This window comes from Bhargavaea sp. CC-171006 (assembly GCF_009761675.1).
GTDB classification, from domain to species: Bacteria; Bacillota; Bacilli; order Bacillales_A; family Planococcaceae; genus Bhargavaea; species Bhargavaea changchunensis.
Genome location: NZ_QUZH01000004.1, coordinates 65,081 through 81,575, shown reverse-complemented (window position 1 = coordinate 81,575; position 16,495 = coordinate 65,081). Strand labels below are relative to the sequence as shown.

Here is a 16,495-nt window from a genome sequence, read left to right as displayed (position 1 = left end):
TAATAAGTTATTCATTTTATCATTTGGTCTTTATATGGAAAAACCCCAATGCAAAGGGAATCGGAAAAGGGAACTAAGACCGATGCGTCCAAATTTACTTCCCAAATTGATTTTGCTAATATAGTTTAGAAAGTAGTTTACCGTCCGTCTCCGAAGGGAAAGCTGAAGAAGATTGGGACGAAATATTCAGAACCATTTAAAAAGTCTCGTTGCGGGCTTTTTTTAGTTCGGACGGAATGAATAAAAGGAGGGAACAGAAGATGCATTTGCTGCCGCGTGAAGTGGATAAGCTATTGATCGTTGTGGCGGCCGATCTGGCCCGCCGGAGGAAAGATCGCGGACTGAAGCTGAACCATCCTGAAGCAGTTTCGCTGATCACCTACGAGGTGCTGGAAGGGGCGCGTGACGGAAAGAGTGTCGCCGAGCTGATGGAGTTTGGAGCGAATATCCTCTCCCGTGAGGATGTCATGGAGGGCGTGCCGGAGATGATTCCGGACATCCAGGTGGAAGCGACTTTCCCGGACGGGACAAAGCTCGTCACTGTCCACAATCCGATTCGATAATCAAGACAGGAGGAAACTGATCATGCATCCTGGACAATATGTTCTTCAAGAAGGAGACATCATCTGTAACGAGGGAAGGGAGATCACGACCATCACCGTGACAAACACGGGAGACCGGCCCGTACAGGTCGGTTCACATTATCATTTCTATGAAGTGAACCCTGCGATGATGTTCGACCGGAAGAAAGCATACGGGAAACGGCTGAACGTCCCGGCGGGTGCCGCCGTACGCTTTGAGCCGGGTGATGAGAAGGAGATCGAACTGATCGATTTTGCGGGTGAGCGACGCGTCTATGGTTTCCACAATGAAGTAGACGGCCCGCTTGATGGGGAGGCAGAATCATGACGTTCCGAATGACAAGAAAACAGTACGCGGAAATGTTTGGCCCTACAACGGGAGATTCTATCCGCCTGGCTGATACGAACTTGTATATCCAGATTGAGAAGGACTATACATCTTACGGTGATGAGGTGGTATTTGGCGGCGGCAAGGTTATTCGTGATGGAATGGGCCAGCACCCGCTCGCAACAAGGGCTGATGGGGCCGCAGATGTCGTGATTACGAATGCCGTCATCCTGGATTATACGGGCATTGTGAAAGCGGATATCGCCATCAAGGACGGCCGAATCGCGGGTATCGGAAAGGCCGGAAACCCGCTCGTCATGGATAACGTTGACATTATCATTGGTGCATCCACGGAAATCATTGCGGGTGAGGGGCGTATCGTGACGGCCGGGGCGATCGACACTCACGTCCACTTTATGAATCCGAGACAAGTACAGGTTGCCCTCTCTTCCGGTACCACAACACTGATTGGCGGGGGGACAGGTCCTGCCACGGGATCCAAGGCAACCACGGTCACACCGGGTGAATGGAACATTCACCGTATGCTGATGGCGGCAGAAGGGCTTCCGATTAACGTAGGCTTTACCGGAAAAGGCCATGCCGCGGCGAAAGAGCCGCTTGCCGAGCAAGTTCGTGCAGGTGTCATCGGCCTGAAGGTCCACGAAGACTGGGGGGCGACCGGATCCTCGCTGGACATGGCCCTGTCGGTGGCAGACGAATACGACGTCCAGGTGGCGCTGCATGCCGATACTCTGAATGAAAGCGGATTTATGGAAGAGACGATGGCGGCTGTCCGGGACCGGGTTCTCCACATGTATCACACTGAAGGAGCAGGAGGGGGCCACGCCCCGGACCTAATCAAGTCGGCAGGCTATATGAATATTCTTCCTTCATCAACGAACCCGACGCTTCCGTATACGGTCAATACGATTGACGAACACCTGGACATGGTCATGGTCTGTCATCACCTGAACCCGTCCGTGCCGGAGGATATTGCATTTGCGGACTCCCGGATCCGACGGGAAACGATTGCCGCAGAGGATATTCTCCAGGACATGGGTGTCTTCAGTATGGTGAGCTCAGATTCCCAGGCCATGGGCCGTGTCGGAGAGGTGACGATCCGTACGTGGCAGGTTGCAGACAAGATGAAGCTGCAGCGGGGGCTCCTGAAAGGGGATTCCGATTATGCAGACAACAACCGTGCCAAACGCTATATTGCGAAATACACGATTAACCCGGCAATCACCCATGGAATTTCTGATTATGTAGGGTCTGTCGAGGTCGGTAAAATTGCGGATCTTGTCCTATGGGACCCGGCATTCTTCGGGGTAAAACCCGAGATGGTCCTGAAGACAGGGCTTGCCGTAAGCGGCCTGATGGGAGATGCGAACGCTTCGATTCCTACTCCGCAGCCGTATATCATGCGACCGATGTATGCCCAGTACGGAAAAGCATTGCATGAAAGCTCAATTACGTTTATCTCGAAGGCAGCTTATGAAGACGGTGTACATGAGAAATTGGGGCTGCAGAAGCGGGTTCTTCCGGTAGGCGGCATCCGCACCTTAACGAAAAAGGACATGAAGTTAAATTCCGAAACACCGGAAATCGAAGTCGACCCGCAAACCTATGAAGTTCATGTAAACGGTGAGCACCTGACATGTGAACCGGTTGAACGAGTGCCGATGGGGCAACGATATTTCTTATTCTGAGGTGAAAAGACATGATTGTTGAACGGATCTTGGGCAATCTTGATGAAATGGATCCGGCTGAGATTGGAAACCGCCATAAGGAGAAGATCCTTCTCGAAAGCGACACGCTTGTCAAGCGCATCCAGCGGGTCACGACCGATCACGGGACAGAGATTGGAATTCGTCTGAAGGAGCCGCGCGACTTGCGGGCGGGCGATGTCCTTTATATGGACGACCATAATATGATTGTCGTCGATGTCATGACAGACGATCTGCTGGTCATCCGCCCGCGCTCGATCCAAGAGATGGGGACGATTGCGCACCAGCTTGGAAACCGGCATCTTCCCGCGCAATTCGAAGGGGACGAGATGCTCGTTCAATACGATTATCTCGTCGAAGATCTTCTGAAAGAGCTGGGCATCCCCTATGTGCGCGAGGACAGGAAAGTGAAGGAAGCTTTCCGGCATATCGGGCACAGCCATGACTGAGCGGTTGCTTGCCCTTTTCCAGCTTTGTGACTCGAACTTGCCGACGGGGTCGTTCAGTCACTCGTTCGGGCTGGAGACTTATATTCAGGACAACACAGTCACCGACAGTGACTCGTTTGAGGAATGGCTGTCCTGTTACTTGGAAGAACAGCTTGCTTATACAGATGGAATCGCCTGCAGGATGGTGTTTGATGCACTGGAAACCGGTGATCTGGATACGGTCTCTGCAATCGGCGCCAAGCTTCACGTCCAGAACCTTCCGAGGGAGACGCGGCAGGGAACCCGGATGATCGGGGAAGGCATGCTGAAACTGTTCAGCCGGCTGTATGATTTCCCCTTCCTTACCGAATACGCCCGGCTCGTAAAGGAAAAGCGGGCTGTCCCGCATCCGGCCATTGTCTTCGCCATCACCGCCCACGGGCTGGGGTGCAGCCGCGAAGAAGCCGTTTTGTATCATTTCTACGGCACCGTTTCGGGACTGATCCAAAATGCCGTAAGGGCAATACCGCTTGGGCAGACGGCAGGCCAGATGATCCTTAATCGTATCCGGCCGCTGCTCCGTCAGACGGCGGAAAAGGCCCTCACGCTGCCTGACGAGGATTTCGGTCTGGTCGCACCGGGGCTTGAACTGTCGCAGATGCAGCACGAGCGCGTCAACGTCCGGATTTTCATGTCCTGACAGACAGGCGCCGCCCCAGAGCTTCATACGGGCAACTGTGCCTTTAAGAAAGTAATAAACAGAAAGGAACTGGTCAGATGGAACCAATCAAAATTGGAATCGGCGGCCCGGTAGGTGCGGGCAAAACCATGCTTGTCGAGAAGCTGACACGCCACATGAAAGACGAAGTAGATATGGCAGTTGTGACGAATGACATTTATACAAAGGAAGATGCAAAATTCCTTATCGCGCACGGTGTACTTGAGGATGACCGGATCATCGGGGTGGAAACGGGAGGCTGTCCGCACACTGCTATCCGTGAAGACGCCTCCATGAACTTTGCTGCAATCGATGAACTCGTGTCACGCCACCCTGATGTCGAGCTCATTTTCGTTGAAAGCGGCGGTGATAATCTTGCTGCCACGTTCAGTCCGGAGCTTGTGGACTTCTCGATCTACATCATAGACGTGGCCCAGGGGGAAAAAATTCCGCGTAAAGGCGGGCAGGGAATGATCAAATCCGACCTGTTCATCATCAACAAAACGGACCTCGCGCCTCATGTCGGGGCAAGCCTTGAGGTTATGGCGGAGGACACGAAGAAATTCCGCGGAGACAAGCCATTCGTTTTTACAAACCTGAAGACAGAAGAGGGACTTGACGAAGTGATCGACTGGATCAACAAGCAGGTCTTGCTTAAAGGATTGGCTTGACCATGACGAAATGGACGGGGGAGCTTAACCTTTCCCTCGAAGACCGTGCGGGTAAGACAGTTGCCCGGAATGTCTATTTCCAGGGCGCATTCAAAGTGATGCGTCCGATCTATCATGATGATTCCGGCAAGGTCTGCTACTACCTCCTGAATCCGGGCGGGGGTTACCTGGACGGAGACCGTTACCGGATGGACATCACTGCGGAACCGGACGCCCGGGTCACGCTGACGACCCAGGGCGCCACGAAAGTCTATAAGACCCCGAAAGACCATGCTTATCAGGAGACGACGATGACACTTAAGGCAGGCAGCTATCTCGAATATCTGCCCGACCCGCTGATCGCGTACAAAGACGCGGTATACCGCCAGAAAAACGTCGTAAGCATGGAAAGTGGAGCAACATTCCTCTATACGGATATCCTGACGCCCGGCTGGTCCCCGGACGGTGGACAATTTGCCTTCAATTCCGTCAGGCTCATCAACGAGATCTACGTGGACGGGGAACCTGCGGTCTTTGACAATATCCGGTTGTCCCCGGCCGATCAGAAGGTCGGCGGCCTCGGATTTATGGAAGGCTATACACATCTCGGTTCAATGATTGCCATAGGTGAACAGACAACCGATGATCTGATCGATGGACTCCATGACCTGCTTGCCAAATCATCGGGGGAGGATCAAGTGAAATTCGGGATTTCCCGGTTGGCTGTCCCGGGATTCAGCATTCGGATCCTGGCCCGTTCTACAGGCAGGATCGAGAAAATGCTGAATGCATGCCATAAACGGATCAGCGAAGAATGGCTTGGCCTGACACCCGCCTCACTAAGGAAATATTAAGTCCGCAAATCCGGAGCTGCAATGGCTCCGGATTTTTTTAACGGTTGAAAAAGAAGGCTGAATTCGTTATCGTGGGGGGAAACTCCAACATAAGGAGGAGACTGGCATGCAGGCAAACAACCGGGGAAAAACACAAAAGGAACAAATCGTTGATTCATTCGAAGTCGAGCCGCTGTTTGAAGATCGGCCGCACGAACGTCTCGCGTTCACATTCAATGTCGAAGGGGACGAGTACAAGGGACATTTCCACAATGAAGAGATTCTGTGGATGCATCCCCACCCAAAGCAGCTCATTGGTGAGGAAACTGCGACAGAGATTGAAATTGTCATCCATAGGCTGATGAGTAAAGGCGGCCATACCGTTGGTGATATTGAGAAAATTGAGGTAAAGCCTGCCTTTGAGGACCGCCCGCATGAGCGTCGCCAGTTCGCCCTGACGGTTCAGGGGGAGGAGTTCAAGGGACTGGTTCACGAAGGGGAGATCCAGTGGTTTCATCCACAACCCCATCAGAAGCTGGAAGACGAGCATGTTGAAGAACTTGAAAACCGGGTGCATGAAGAAATCGGCACACAGCAAGCAGAAACTGGGGACAAGGTCTGAAGATCACCTCCCGTTACAGCAACAAAAATAAACGGCATGGCCATCGCCTTTTGGCGATCGGTCCATGCCGTTTTCTGTTTCTTTCGCTGTAGTCAGCGGTCGTCCGTTCTGAAGCATTTGAGGCAAGTTGGGCCAATTTGCTAAGTTCAGTCCGCCTGCTTATCCCAGTCCTCAATATTCCAGAGGATGCCGAATCCGTGGTGGCCGAGCGTACGGCCGCTGATGCCGGTGACTTTTTCATTCACCCCGTACAGGGCGTCAAGATAAACAAGGAAGGTATAAGGCGGGTCCTCGGCGAGCACTTCCTGGAAGTGGGCATATGCCGCTTTCCGTTTATCCCAATCCGTGGCGGTCCGGGCTTCCGTCAGCAGACGGTCGACCTCGTCATTCCGGTACTTGCCGAAATTGTATTGACCGCCTCCGATTTCACTGCTGTGGAACAGTCGATACGTATGGTCGTCGGGATCGAACTCGCTTCCCCAGCCGATGACGAGTGCTTCTTCGCCGTCATATTTGACCGCATTCTGGTCGACCGGTTTTGGCTGCACATCGATACCGAGGGGCTTGAGCTGCTGGGAGACCACATTGGCAAGTGCCACACGGACCGTGTCCTGGGCGGGAGCTACGAGCTCGAAGCTCAGGAGCATCCCGTTATTCTCAAGAATGCCGTCGCTGTTTTTCTTCCATCCGGATTCTGCGAGCAGCTCCGCCGCGCGGCCGGGGTCAGGACTGTCTGAACTGCCGGCATCAGGGTTCGCTGCCCATGATTTCTGAAGCGGCCCGTAAGCTGCTTCACCTTTGCCGGCGAGAATCCCCTCGACCATCGCGTCACGGTCAACGGCAAGGCTGATGGCCTGCCGGACTTTCGGATCCCTAAAGATCTCCATATCTAAGTTATACATGACGGCACGGTAATCGGCTGTATCAACCTCATGAATCCGGATCGGATCCGGTTTTTTAACTGCCTTCACCTGGGAAGGGGTGAGAAGGGCCAGGTCGATTTCGCCTGCCTTCAATTGTACAAGGCGGGTGTTGGCGTCCGGAACCGGCTTGAACACGACTTCATCCAGCTTCGGTTTTTTCCCGTAGTACTGTTCATTCCGTTCCAGTACAATCGTGCCGTCGCCCTCCCATTTCTTCAGGCGGAACGGCCCATTTCCGACAGGATTGCGGTTGAATTCAGATTCCGCAAGATTTTCCCCATCGAGGATATGTTCCGGCACAATGCCGACCTTCAGCTTGTCGAGGAGCGGGGGATACGGGCGGTGCAGTTTGATTTCGACTTCATAATCGCCGGTGGCCCTGACTTCTGCAATTTCACGGAATTCCCCGGTAATCGGGGTGTTGGTCTTGGGATCCAGGATTTTTTCGAGCGTGAAGACGACATCATCGGCTGTTACCTTTTCACCATCCTGCCAGATGGCATCTCCCCTCAGCTTGAACGAATAGGTGAGAAGGTCTTCACTGATCGTCCAGCTCTCGGCCAAGTCAGGGGTCACTTCGTTTTGTTCATCAGGCTTTGTCAGGCCCCGGAACAGCAATGCGTCGATTTCCTGACTTTCATCAAGGACGGGATTGACACGGTCGATTTCGGCTTCCATGCCGTAGATGAGCTGCTTTTTCCCGTCTGCTGCATTGTCGGCAGTTTTCGCATTGCACGCGCCGGCCAGGACAGCGATAGTGACGGCTGCAATAATGAGCATTGGTTTCTTTAGTTTCTTCATAGAACTCCTCCTCCATTGTTGCATAGGTCAACTCCCCGTCCCGGTACATGTTCGAGGAGGCTTTTTGTATAGGGATTTTCGGATGCCGCCAGCTCTGCGGGGGATCCGTGATCTTCAATCTGCCCTTGCCTGATCACATAAATTCTGCTGCAGAGCGCGAATGCGGCCCGGATGTCATGGGTGATGAACAGGAAGGCCGTGCCTTCCCGGTCGCGGAGTGAGCGGATCAGGCGGATCATCTTCGCCTGGGTGCTCATGTCGAGACTCGCAAACGGTTCGTCGAGGACGACGAGTTCCGCGGAGACGGCAAGGGTCCTGGCCAGTGCCAGCCGCTGGTTCATGCCGCCGGAAAGTTCGCCCGGGTATTGTTGGGCGGTTTCAGACGGCAGCCCGACCTCTGAAAGAAGATGGCGTGCCGTCCGCTCCCGTTCTGTTCGTCGGGTTCCCCGGTATTCCAGCCCTTCTGCGACAAGGCGTCCGGCGGTCCAGCCCGGGTTGAATGAGGCGGCTGGATCCTGATGGACCCACTGGACTGCGTCCGGCCAGTTCCTGGTGCCGTGCCATGAAATTGCTCCGGCTCGCGCCGGTTCGATGCCGGCGAGCAGCCGGGCGAGCGTGCTTTTGCCGCCACCGCTCTCACCGATCAGCCCGACGATTTCCCCCGAGCCGATGGAGAGGGACACCTCATCCAATGCCCGAACCTCTCTTTTTTTGAAAAGACCGCCTGTCCGGTATGACATGGACAGGCCGGATACATCCAAAAGGTGAGAGGGTGATGCCGCTTTATCAGCTGGCGGCGCTCCACCGACCGTCCGCCAGTCATCTGTAAGCTGCATGGCGGCACGGGAGCGGGGAGCGGTGAACAATTGGCGCGCTGGCCCGTCTTCCACAAGCCTGCCGTTGTCCATGACGAGCATTCGGTCCGCCATCTCACGGGCCACTCCGAGGTCATGTGTAATCAGAAGCAGCGTGCCGCCGGTCTCTTTTTTCCATTCTTTCAGAAGTTCCAGGATGGCGTCCTGAATGTTCAGGTCGAGCGCCGTTGTGGGTTCATCTGCAATGAGCAGCTCAGGCTCCAGGGACGCCGCAAGTGCAATCTGGATCCGCTGGCGCATCCCGCCTGACAGTTCGTGAGGATAAGCTGCCGCTACCCTCACGGGATCAAGGATGCCTGCCCGGCCAATCCAGTACAGCGCACGCCGGTCCGCGTCTTTTCCCTTTAGTCCCAAATGGACGGAAAACAGTTCCGTAAAGTGCTGCCTGATTGTCCGAATCGGATCGAACGTCCCGAATGAATCCTGGAAAACAATGCCGGTACCACGGCCGAGATAGGTCCTGCGCCGCTCTGTCGGCATATGAAAGACTGATTCCCCGTGGAACCGGACATCTCCTGATGCCCGCAGTCCATCCGGCAGAATGCCTAGCACGGCACGTGCGGTCATGCTTTTGCCTGATCCGCTCCCGCCGATCATGACTGCGGTTTCACCTTCGTCAATGCTGAATGTCAGCCCGGTGATGATATCGCCCCGATCACCGGCAACCGTCAGCCGGTCAAGCTCCAGAATGGCCATGAGGGTTTTGCTCCTTTCTTGCCGATGGACACCGGGGACCTGCCTGCAGCCGGTCTCCGAGTACATGGATGAAGTAGATGGTCAATGCAATGCATAGTCCAGGGAACACCGCGAGCCACCATGCCCCGGACATCAGGTATCCTTGCGCTCCGGTCAGCATATTGCCCCATGACGGGATCGTTTGTGGAATGCCAAGGCCGAGGAAACTGAGTGTGGCCTCGGCCAGGATGGCATGCCCCGCACTGCCCGCGGCAAGCACGATGATCGACGGCAAGCAGCGGGGGAGCAGGTGACTGATGAAACGCCGCACGGGACCGGCTCCCAGTTTCTTTGCTGCAAGCATGTAAGTTTCTTTTCGGATGGCCCTAATTTCTGTACGGATGACCCGGGTGATCAACATCCACCCGGTAAGGCCGATCACTAGAATCACGGACAGTAGTCCGGCAGGTGCGATGGCCTGCAGGCCGATCATGAGGAGAATCGAGGGAATACTGAGCAGCATATCGGATGTCCGCATGATCAGCCTGTCGATGAACCCTCCTGCAAGGCCGCTTATCGTGCCGAGAATCATCCCGACTGATATGGATAGCGCCATAGCGAGAAAGCCGACTGCAAGCGAGACCCGGCCTCCATAGAGAAGTCTTGACCATACATCCCGGCCGAGCTCGTCTGTGCCGAGCGGATGTCCGCTGCCGGGTGGCTGGAGAATCCGGTCCATCCGCACTTCAGCTGGATCAACACCTGCAAGCAGCGGCGCTGCAGCTGAAAGGAGTGCAAGCAGGAACAATCCCACGGCGGCAGGAGAAAAAATTACATGTTTGATCTTCATTGTCCGTTCCTCCCCTCGGCACCGGACCCGCGAAGCCTCGGATCCATCCATGCGGCCAGGAGGCTGGCAAGCAGGTTGACGAGAATGACAAAGGCCATGCTCAAAAGGATGATCCCGAGCAGGACCGGATAATCATGGGCAAGTGCAGATTTCAGCGCGAGTCGTCCCAGGCCGGGCCAGGAGAAAATCGTTTCCACTACAACGGAGCCCGCCAGCGATACGGCGAGCGATGCACCGGTATAGACGATCAGCGGGGCAGCGGCATTCGGCAGGATATGGGCGATCACGATCCGGCGGTGAGGGACTCCGCGGGCTCGGAGTGCCAGAAGATGGCCGCCCATGGAGGAAGCGGCGAAATGATTCCGGAAGAGCCGGATATAGTAGCCGGCATGGGACAGTGCGATGACAAGGGCAGGCAGGATAAGGTGACTGATGGAGAAAGGTCCGGCACCCATGCCTGACGACGGCAGGACACCCAGACGGATTGAGAAGAACAGCATCATCATGAGTCCCAGCCAGAAAGGGGGGATTGCCATGAGCAGGACGCTCGCGGCAAGGACAATCCGGTCATACAGACCATCCCGCCGGAGTGCTGATGTCAGGCCAAAGAACAGGGCCAACCCGATCATGAGAACCTGGGAGGCCATGAGCAGCACGGCGGTGGGGAGGAGCGTGCGGACAATGACTTCATCAGCAGGCTCTCCCGTCAGATAGGAAGCTCCCCAGTTGCCCTGAAGCACCTGGGAAGCCCAATGGATATATTGAACGGGCACCGGCTCGTCAAGGCCGAGGTTCTCGGAAATCCTCAGCCGGTCGGCCTCGGTCAGCTTCTGCAGCTGATCCCCGTACATGGCTGCCGCCGGATCACCCGGGATCAGCTGGATAAACGCAAAACAGAGCAGGCTGCCGAGAACTAGCACGAAGGCCGATTCAGCCACCCGTTTTAATAAAAACAAAGCCATTTCTGACCTTCTTTCCACAATAAAAGTACCTCATTTATTTTAGCATATGGGGTACCCGGTGGCATCCGGGACGCAAAGAAAAGGACCGACAGTCGCCGGTCCTTGTTAATCAGTATGAAATTGCCCAATGGATTAGGTCTCAGCTTAGTATGTCAGCGTCTATTCACCATTTCTCCACGTCCTGCCGCTCTCCCTTGAAGTTGTTTTTCTTGGAGTGGCGTTCGTGGAGAACTTGCTCGACTTCATTGAAGTCGATGCCCTGTTCACGCAGCAGGACGAACAGATGATAAAGCAGGTCAGCGGTCTCGTTTTTCAACTCTTCGCGGTCGCGCTTCATCGCTGCGATGACCACTTCGAAGCTTTCTTCGCCGAACTTTTTCGCGATTTTGTCGAGTCCCTTGCCGAGAAGATAGTTGGTATACGATCCTTCGTCGGCATCCGACTGACGGACACGGATCATGGCTTCGAGCGATAGGAGCGGGGAAGCAGGTTCATCACCGAAGCAGCTTTTCGTTCCGGTGTGGCATGTAGGGCCCACCGGTTCCACTTGGATCAGGAGGGTGTCTTCGTCGCAGTCGAGCGTCATCGATTTGACGCGCTGGATATGTCCGCTGGATTCGCCTTTTTTCCAGAGGCGTTCCTTGCTGCGGGAGTAAAACCAGACGACGCCGTCTTCCAGCGTCTTATCGTAGGCTTCCTCGTTCATGTAGCCGAGCATGAGGACGGTGTGGTCCGTCCAGTGCTGAAGCACTGCCGGGATGAGCCCCTTGGAAAAGTCAGGCTTCATTCGGCACACCTCCGGCCGTCAGGCGGACCGGAATGCCGGCATCCGATAGGAGGGACTTGACCTCGCCGACGGTTGTTTCTTCATTGTGGAAGATGGATGCGGCAAGTCCTGCAGACACATCCGTTTCGCGGAACAGCTCGACAAAGTCATCGGCATTGCCGGCGCCGCCGGATGCAATGACCGGGACGGTGACGGCTTTTTCCACCGCTTTCAAGAGGGGGAGGTCGAAACCGTCCTTCGTGCCATCGGCTTCCATACTAGTCAGGAGGATCTCGCCGGCCCCGAGCTTTTCTCCTTCGGTGACCCAGTCAAGGACGCGGATATCAGTCTTTTTCTTGCCTCCGTGGGTAAAGCAGAACCAGTCCTGCGCTTCCTCGTCCCAGCCGGCATCAACCGACAGACAGACGCACTGGCTGCCGAAGCGTTCTGCCGCTTCGCGGATCAGTTCAGGACGGGCAAGCGCCGCGGAGTTGATGCTTACCTTGTCGGCACCGGCCTTGAGGAGGCGCCCGATATCGTCAGCCGTGCGGATTCCGCCGCCGATGGCGAGCGGGATGAACAGCACTTCCGCCGTGCGCTTGATGACGTCGAGCATAAGGTCGTGGCCTTCATCGGTCGCAGAGACATCAAGGAAGACCAGTTCGTCGGCGCCGGCTGCGTTGTACCGTGCGGCAAGCTCCACCGGATCGCCGATGTCGCGGAGTCCCTTGAAGTTGATGCCCTTGACGACCCGGCCGTTTTTTACGTCCAGGCAGGGGATGATGCGTTTTTTGATCATGTGTGACACTCCTTTCGGCTGCATATTGGTACCTATTTCATTGTTGAAGAGTCCGGTTTCGTCATTCGGAGCTAAAGTTTCGTCATTCACACATCCAATTTCGTCATTCGGGCCCGCAGTTTCTTCATTCACGCGCCCAATTTCGTCATTCAGCCTGCCGAACCCTCACCGGATACTCTCCCAAAACTCATCCGTGTTCGCCGCTTTCCCGACGATCGCTGCGGCAACGCCTTCCGCTTCAAGCGCGGCAAGGTCGCTGCCGTTCCGGACGCCGCCGGATGCGGTGACCGGCCATTTCGAGGCTTTCGCCAGTTTGCCGGTCATCTCCACATTTGGGCCTTCCATGCGCCCGTCACGGGCGATGTCGGTGTAGATGACGCCGCCGATTTCCGCACCGTCGAGGCGCTCGAGCATTTCAAAGACCGTGGTCTCTGCGGTCTCAAGCCAGCCGTTCAGGGCGACTTTGTCGCCGCGGGCATCCAATCCGAGCAACAGTTTGCCCGGGTATTTTCGGCTCATTCTAATCAGCCATTCAGGCTCTGTCAGCCCTTTTGTGCCGATGACTAGGTAACCGGCGCCCATGTCGAGATACTCGCGGATCGTTTCCACGGAGCGGATGCCTCCGCCGATCTCGACAGGGAGTTCCGTCGCCTTGATGATGTCCCGGAACAGGTCCATCTCGGCCGGTTTTTTCTCCTTCGCACCGATCAGGTCGACGGTATGGATGCGCCCGACGCGAGGCTGTTCGGAATAAAAGGCCACCGCTTCAAGCGGAGTGCGGCCCATTGCCGCTTTTGTATCATAGTCGCCTTCTGTCAGGCGGACGTTCTGTGAATCGATAATGTCTATCGCCGGCCAGATCTCGATCATTCGGATGCCTCCTCATTTTCCAAAAACCCTTCCGTGACGGCCTGCTGCAACAGTACCAGTCCCGCATCCCCGCTTTTTTCTGGGTGGAACTGGATGCCGATCAGCTGTCTATGTTGGACGATCGCCGTGACGGTTTCGCCGCCGTAGTCGGCGGTTGCGACCGTGTGCGGCCCGGGTGCCGCTTTATAGGTATGGATAAAGTACATATCCTTGCCGGTCAGCTCAGGACGTTCGCTTACAAGTGCGTTCCAGCCGAGGTGGGGGACGGGGAGGCGGGTTTCGATCCGGGTGATATCACCGGGGATGAAACCAAGTCCTTCCACATTGCCTTCCTCGCTGTGCTCAAACAAAAGCTGCATGCCGAGACAGATGCCGACGAGCGGCTTGTCCTCTTTCAGCTCGGTCAGGATTGGGATGAGCCCGTCCGATTCCAGTCGCCTCATCGCATCGGCAAAGTGGCCGACGCCCGGCAGGATCAGGACATCCGCTCTCCGGAGCACATCCGGATCTTTCGTCAGTTCCACCCGGTGGCCGAGAAACTCCAATGCCCTCCGAACGTTCGCGACATTGCCGAGGCCGTAGTCGACGATGGCGATGCGGCGGCCGTCAGTCAGGCCCGGAGTTGCTGTTTCTTGTCCATTCATGCGAGGAGCCCCTTTGTCGATGCGAGCCGCCCGTCGCCCGGCTGCATCGCTTCGCGCAGCGCACGGGCAAACGATTTAAAGAACGACTCGATCTCGTGATGGGCGTTGCCGCCGCGGATCAGGTCCATATGGACGGTGAGACCGGCATTCATGACGAGGGCGCGGAAAAACTCTTCGGTCAGTTCAGTATCAAATGTGCCGACTTTCTCCCGGGAGATTTCCGCATTAAAGCTCAGGTACGGGCGTCCGCTGATATCGATGACGGTGCGGGTGAGCGTTTCATCCATCGGTACATAGGATGTGCCGTAGCGGCGGATATCGGATTTGTCGCCCATCACTTCCCGGAGCAACTGGCCGAGCACGATGCCCGTGTCTTCCGTCGTGTGGTGATCATCGACCTGGGTGTCTCCGTTCACTTCCACATCAAGCTCCAGTCCGGAATGGAAAGCGAACAGCGTCAGCATGTGGTCGAGGAACCCGACGCCGGTTGCAATGCTGGATTCGCCGGTTCCTTTATTGAGTTCCATGCGGATTTCGGTTTCTTTGGTCTTGCGTTCATAGCTTGCCATCAGTCGTCACTTCCTCCGTTCAGGCGGGCTTCCATCGAAGCCGCGTGTGCATACAGTTCTTCAGCTTTGGCAATCGGGATTCCTGCCTCGGCATAGCGGCGGTAGTCCGCCTGATCAACGCGGATGACCGCATTCGCCGTCAGGAAATCGTTTACGGACAGTCCTGACTGGAAGCGGGCGTTGCCGCCGGTCGGGAGCACGTGGCTCGGTCCGGCGGAATAATCGCCGACCGCTTCCGGGGAATACCCGCCGACAAAGAGGGCGCCGGCATTGGTCACGTCTTCCGCATAGCTTTCGGCATCTTCCGTCTGCACGGCTGCGTGCTCCGGTGCGATGAAGTTGAGCAGATCCACCGCTTCGGTGCGGTTTTCTGCAAGGATTGCCCAGTGATTGTCGGCCAAACTCTTTTTGATGATCTCACTTCGCGGGGCTTCTTCGGCGAACCGGACAGCAAGCTGTCCGACTTCTTCCAGCTTGTCCCCGTCCAGTGAAATCAGGTATGTCCGTGCCTGTTCATCATGTTCGGCCTGTGCGAGCAGATCGAGCGCAGCCCATTCTGCATTGGACGATTTGTCCACGACGATAGCGAGCTCGCTCGGCCCTGCGACGGAATCGATGCCGACGTCACCGTATACGAGCTTTTTGGCCATCGCGACATACGCATTGCCGGGTCCGCAGATCTTGTCGACCCGCCCGATTGTTTCAGTTCCGTAGGCGAGGGCGGAGATTCCCTGGACACCGCCGACCGTGTAGACATGGTCGATTCCGCACAAATGGCACGCGGCCAATGTCGCCGGGTTGCCCGGAGGCGGGGTGACGACGGTGATGCTCCGGACCCCCGCGACTTTCGCGGGGACTGCCGTCATGAGAACAGTCGATGGATAATTCGCCTTGCCGCCGGGCACATAAATGCCGACGCGGCCGATCGGGTGGAATACGGGATAAAAGCCTTCAGGCTCTGCCGGCTGCCATTTGATCTTGGTCTGGTATGTTTCGATGTTTTTCTTGGCGGTGATGAGGGCTTGCCGGAGCTCGTCCGGAATAGACTCAAATGCCGCTTTCAGTTCATCGGCCGTTATTTCACGGACTTCCGACTCTTCACCATCAAACTGTTTGGTGTAGCGGGCAAGCGCCTCATCGCCGTTTTCACGGACGTCCCGGATGATGTCCAGAACACGGCCTGAGATGTCATAATCGCCCGGGCCGGCTTGGCGATAGGATTGTTTGAATTGCTGCGCGGTCTGCATTCAGTTCACCTTCAATTCATTCATAAATGAGCGGATTTCCGCCGACTTTGTGAAGAAAGCGTGCTTGTTTGCAATCAGCCTTGCGCTGATTGCATCGAGCCGGACGCGTTCCTGGAGGCCGTTCATCCGGAGCGTTTCTCCCGATTGGACGATGTCGACGATCGCATCCGCCATGCCGATCACCGCCGCGAGCTCGACGGAGCCATTCAGCTTGATGATCTTTACAGGCTTTTCGGAACGCTCGAAGACGGAGCGGGAGTAGTTCACATATTTAGTGGCGATTGTCTTGTATTCGGGGAGTTCCTCCCCGGAGGCGATCGCGAAGTAGCAGTAGCCGAACGGCAGCTCCAGCAGCTCGTTCACGTCTGCATCATACTCGGCAAGGATGTCGCTTCCTGTGATGCCGAGATCGGCGATGCCTTCCTCGACGTAGGTCGGTACATCATCCCCCTTTACAAGAAGGAAGCGGATGCCGTTTGTTTCGACGAGCAGTTCGCGCTGTGCCGCCTTTAGCGCGCCGTGCCAGCGCGGGTGGCCGTTTTCATCCAGGTAGGCAAGGAAGTCCTTTAGCTGGCGGCCTTTTGAAAGTGCGATGGTAATCATGGAATCATCCTTTTGTCTGATTGG

General features: G+C 55.9%; 19 protein-coding genes. 8 read left to right on the top strand and 11 right to left on the bottom strand.

Annotation, left to right across the window (positions count from 1 at the left end):
* Window positions 1-260 precede the first annotated feature (260 nt).
* The 8 genes from DZC51_RS01885 to DZC51_RS01850 all read left to right on the top strand — a co-directional run bounded on the left by DZC51_RS01885 (window position 261) and on the right by DZC51_RS01850 (window position 5,887).
* A complete protein-coding gene (locus DZC51_RS01885; protein ID WP_157293676.1) occupies window positions 261-563 on the top strand; it encodes an urease subunit gamma in 303 nt (100 codons plus the stop codon).
* Between the two features lie 22 nt (window positions 564-585).
* Window positions 586-909, top strand: coding sequence for an urease subunit beta (locus DZC51_RS01880; protein WP_157293675.1), 324 nt, complete (start codon window positions 586-588; stop codon window positions 907-909).
* Window positions 906-2,618 (top strand): urease subunit alpha, encoded by a 1,713-nt coding sequence (gene ureC, locus DZC51_RS01875; protein ID WP_157293674.1) that lies wholly within the window; start codon window positions 906-908, stop codon window positions 2,616-2,618. The genes DZC51_RS01880 and ureC overlap by 4 nt, the downstream gene beginning before the upstream one ends.
* An 11-nt stretch (window positions 2,619-2,629) precedes the next feature.
* Complete coding sequence (gene ureE, locus DZC51_RS01870) at window positions 2,630-3,085, top strand: urease accessory protein UreE (protein ID WP_157293673.1); 456 nt, start codon at window positions 2,630-2,632, stop codon at window positions 3,083-3,085.
* Entirely contained in the window at window positions 3,078-3,764 is a 687-nt protein-coding gene (locus DZC51_RS01865) for an urease accessory protein UreF (protein ID WP_157293672.1), read from the top strand. Before ureE ends, DZC51_RS01865 begins: the two co-directional genes overlap by 8 nt.
* A gap of 77 nt (window positions 3,765-3,841) precedes the next feature.
* Complete coding sequence (gene ureG, locus DZC51_RS01860) at window positions 3,842-4,453, top strand: urease accessory protein UreG (protein WP_157293671.1); 612 nt, start codon at window positions 3,842-3,844, stop codon at window positions 4,451-4,453.
* Between the two features lie 2 nt (window positions 4,454-4,455).
* Entirely contained in the window at window positions 4,456-5,286 is an 831-nt protein-coding gene (locus DZC51_RS01855; RefSeq protein WP_198304035.1) for an urease accessory protein UreD, read from the top strand.
* Between the two features lie 106 nt (window positions 5,287-5,392).
* The gene (locus tag DZC51_RS01850) at window positions 5,393-5,887 is read left to right on the top strand and encodes a hypothetical protein (RefSeq protein WP_157293669.1); all 495 of its coding nucleotides are present in this window, start codon (window positions 5,393-5,395) and stop codon (window positions 5,885-5,887) included.
* Window positions 5,888-6,033: 146 nt separating this feature from the next.
* On the opposite strand, the gene DZC51_RS01845 is transcribed toward DZC51_RS01850, so the two are convergent.
* From DZC51_RS01845 to hisG, 11 genes are all read right to left on the bottom strand, one after another.
* A complete protein-coding gene (locus DZC51_RS01845) occupies window positions 6,034-7,611 on the bottom strand; it encodes an ABC transporter substrate-binding protein (RefSeq protein WP_157293668.1) in 1,578 nt (525 codons plus the stop codon).
* Window positions 7,608-9,182, bottom strand: a complete 1,575-nt coding sequence (locus DZC51_RS01840; RefSeq protein ID WP_198304034.1) for an ATP-binding cassette domain-containing protein — start codon at window positions 9,180-9,182, stop codon at window positions 7,608-7,610. Before DZC51_RS01840 ends, DZC51_RS01845 begins: the two co-directional genes overlap by 4 nt.
* Window positions 9,163-10,011, bottom strand: coding sequence for an ABC transporter permease (locus DZC51_RS01835; RefSeq protein WP_157293666.1), 849 nt, complete (start codon window positions 10,009-10,011; stop codon window positions 9,163-9,165). Before DZC51_RS01835 ends, DZC51_RS01840 begins: the two co-directional genes overlap by 20 nt.
* On the bottom strand, window positions 10,008-10,973 hold the full coding sequence (locus tag DZC51_RS01830) for an ABC transporter permease (protein ID WP_157293665.1): 966 nt from the start codon (window positions 10,971-10,973) through the stop codon (window positions 10,008-10,010). The genes DZC51_RS01835 and DZC51_RS01830 overlap by 4 nt, the downstream gene beginning before the upstream one ends.
* Before the next feature lie 163 nt (window positions 10,974-11,136).
* Complete coding sequence (hisIE, locus tag DZC51_RS01825; RefSeq protein ID WP_157293664.1) at window positions 11,137-11,760, bottom strand: bifunctional phosphoribosyl-AMP cyclohydrolase/phosphoribosyl-ATP diphosphatase HisIE; 624 nt, start codon at window positions 11,758-11,760, stop codon at window positions 11,137-11,139.
* A complete protein-coding gene (gene hisF / locus DZC51_RS01820) occupies window positions 11,750-12,538 on the bottom strand; it encodes an imidazole glycerol phosphate synthase subunit HisF (protein WP_157293663.1) in 789 nt (262 codons plus the stop codon). Before hisF ends, hisIE begins: the two co-directional genes overlap by 11 nt.
* A gap of 165 nt (window positions 12,539-12,703) precedes the next feature.
* Window positions 12,704-13,408, bottom strand: coding sequence for a HisA/HisF-related TIM barrel protein (locus DZC51_RS01815; protein WP_157293662.1), 705 nt, complete (start codon window positions 13,406-13,408; stop codon window positions 12,704-12,706).
* Entirely contained in the window at window positions 13,405-14,052 is a 648-nt protein-coding gene (hisH, locus tag DZC51_RS01810; RefSeq protein WP_157293661.1) for an imidazole glycerol phosphate synthase subunit HisH, read from the bottom strand. Before hisH ends, DZC51_RS01815 begins: the two co-directional genes overlap by 4 nt.
* A complete protein-coding gene (hisB, locus tag DZC51_RS01805; RefSeq protein ID WP_157293660.1) occupies window positions 14,049-14,621 on the bottom strand; it encodes an imidazoleglycerol-phosphate dehydratase HisB in 573 nt (190 codons plus the stop codon). Before hisB ends, hisH begins: the two co-directional genes overlap by 4 nt.
* Window positions 14,621-15,868: a histidinol dehydrogenase gene (gene hisD, locus DZC51_RS01800; protein ID WP_157293659.1), complete on the bottom strand. Its 1,248-nt coding sequence runs from the start codon at window positions 15,866-15,868 to the stop codon at window positions 14,621-14,623. The genes hisB and hisD overlap by 1 nt, the downstream gene beginning before the upstream one ends.
* Entirely contained in the window at window positions 15,869-16,471 is a 603-nt protein-coding gene (gene hisG, locus DZC51_RS01795; RefSeq protein ID WP_157293658.1) for an ATP phosphoribosyltransferase, read from the bottom strand.
* Window positions 16,472-16,495 lie beyond the last annotated feature (24 nt).

Bases quoted from the DNA above. Each gene is read 5' to 3' on its own strand.
- DZC51_RS01885 (WP_157293676.1), top strand. From the start codon at position 261: ATGCATTTGCTGCCGCGTGAAGTGGATAAGCTATTGATCGTTGTGGCG.
- DZC51_RS01880 (WP_157293675.1), top strand. From the start codon at position 586: ATGCATCCTGGACAATATGTTCTTCAAGAAGGAGACATCATCTGTAAC.
- ureC (WP_157293674.1), top strand. From the start codon at position 906: ATGACGTTCCGAATGACAAGAAAACAGTACGCGGAAATGTTTGGCCCT.
- ureE (WP_157293673.1), top strand. From the start codon at position 2,630: ATGATTGTTGAACGGATCTTGGGCAATCTTGATGAAATGGATCCGGCT.
- DZC51_RS01865 (WP_157293672.1), top strand. From the start codon at position 3,078: ATGACTGAGCGGTTGCTTGCCCTTTTCCAGCTTTGTGACTCGAACTTG.
- ureG (WP_157293671.1), top strand. From the start codon at position 3,842: ATGGAACCAATCAAAATTGGAATCGGCGGCCCGGTAGGTGCGGGCAAA.
- DZC51_RS01855 (WP_198304035.1), top strand. From the start codon at position 4,456: ATGACGAAATGGACGGGGGAGCTTAACCTTTCCCTCGAAGACCGTGCG.
- DZC51_RS01850 (WP_157293669.1), top strand. From the start codon at position 5,393: ATGCAGGCAAACAACCGGGGAAAAACACAAAAGGAACAAATCGTTGAT.
- DZC51_RS01845 (WP_157293668.1), bottom strand. From the start codon at position 7,611: ATGAAGAAACTAAAGAAACCAATGCTCATTATTGCAGCCGTCACTATC.
- DZC51_RS01840 (WP_198304034.1), bottom strand. From the start codon at position 9,182: ATGGCCATTCTGGAGCTTGACCGGCTGACGGTTGCCGGTGATCGGGGC.
- DZC51_RS01835 (WP_157293666.1), bottom strand. From the start codon at position 10,011: ATGAAGATCAAACATGTAATTTTTTCTCCTGCCGCCGTGGGATTGTTC.
- DZC51_RS01830 (WP_157293665.1), bottom strand. From the start codon at position 10,973: ATGGCTTTGTTTTTATTAAAACGGGTGGCTGAATCGGCCTTCGTGCTA.
- hisIE (WP_157293664.1), bottom strand. From the start codon at position 11,760: ATGAAGCCTGACTTTTCCAAGGGGCTCATCCCGGCAGTGCTTCAGCAC.
- hisF (WP_157293663.1), bottom strand. From the start codon at position 12,538: ATGATCAAAAAACGCATCATCCCCTGCCTGGACGTAAAAAACGGCCGG.
- DZC51_RS01815 (WP_157293662.1), bottom strand. From the start codon at position 13,408: ATGATCGAGATCTGGCCGGCGATAGACATTATCGATTCACAGAACGTC.
- hisH (WP_157293661.1), bottom strand. From the start codon at position 14,052: ATGAATGGACAAGAAACAGCAACTCCGGGCCTGACTGACGGCCGCCGC.
- hisB (WP_157293660.1), bottom strand. From the start codon at position 14,621: ATGGCAAGCTATGAACGCAAGACCAAAGAAACCGAAATCCGCATGGAA.
- hisD (WP_157293659.1), bottom strand. From the start codon at position 15,868: ATGCAGACCGCGCAGCAATTCAAACAATCCTATCGCCAAGCCGGCCCG.
- hisG (WP_157293658.1), bottom strand. From the start codon at position 16,471: ATGATTACCATCGCACTTTCAAAAGGCCGCCAGCTAAAGGACTTCCTT.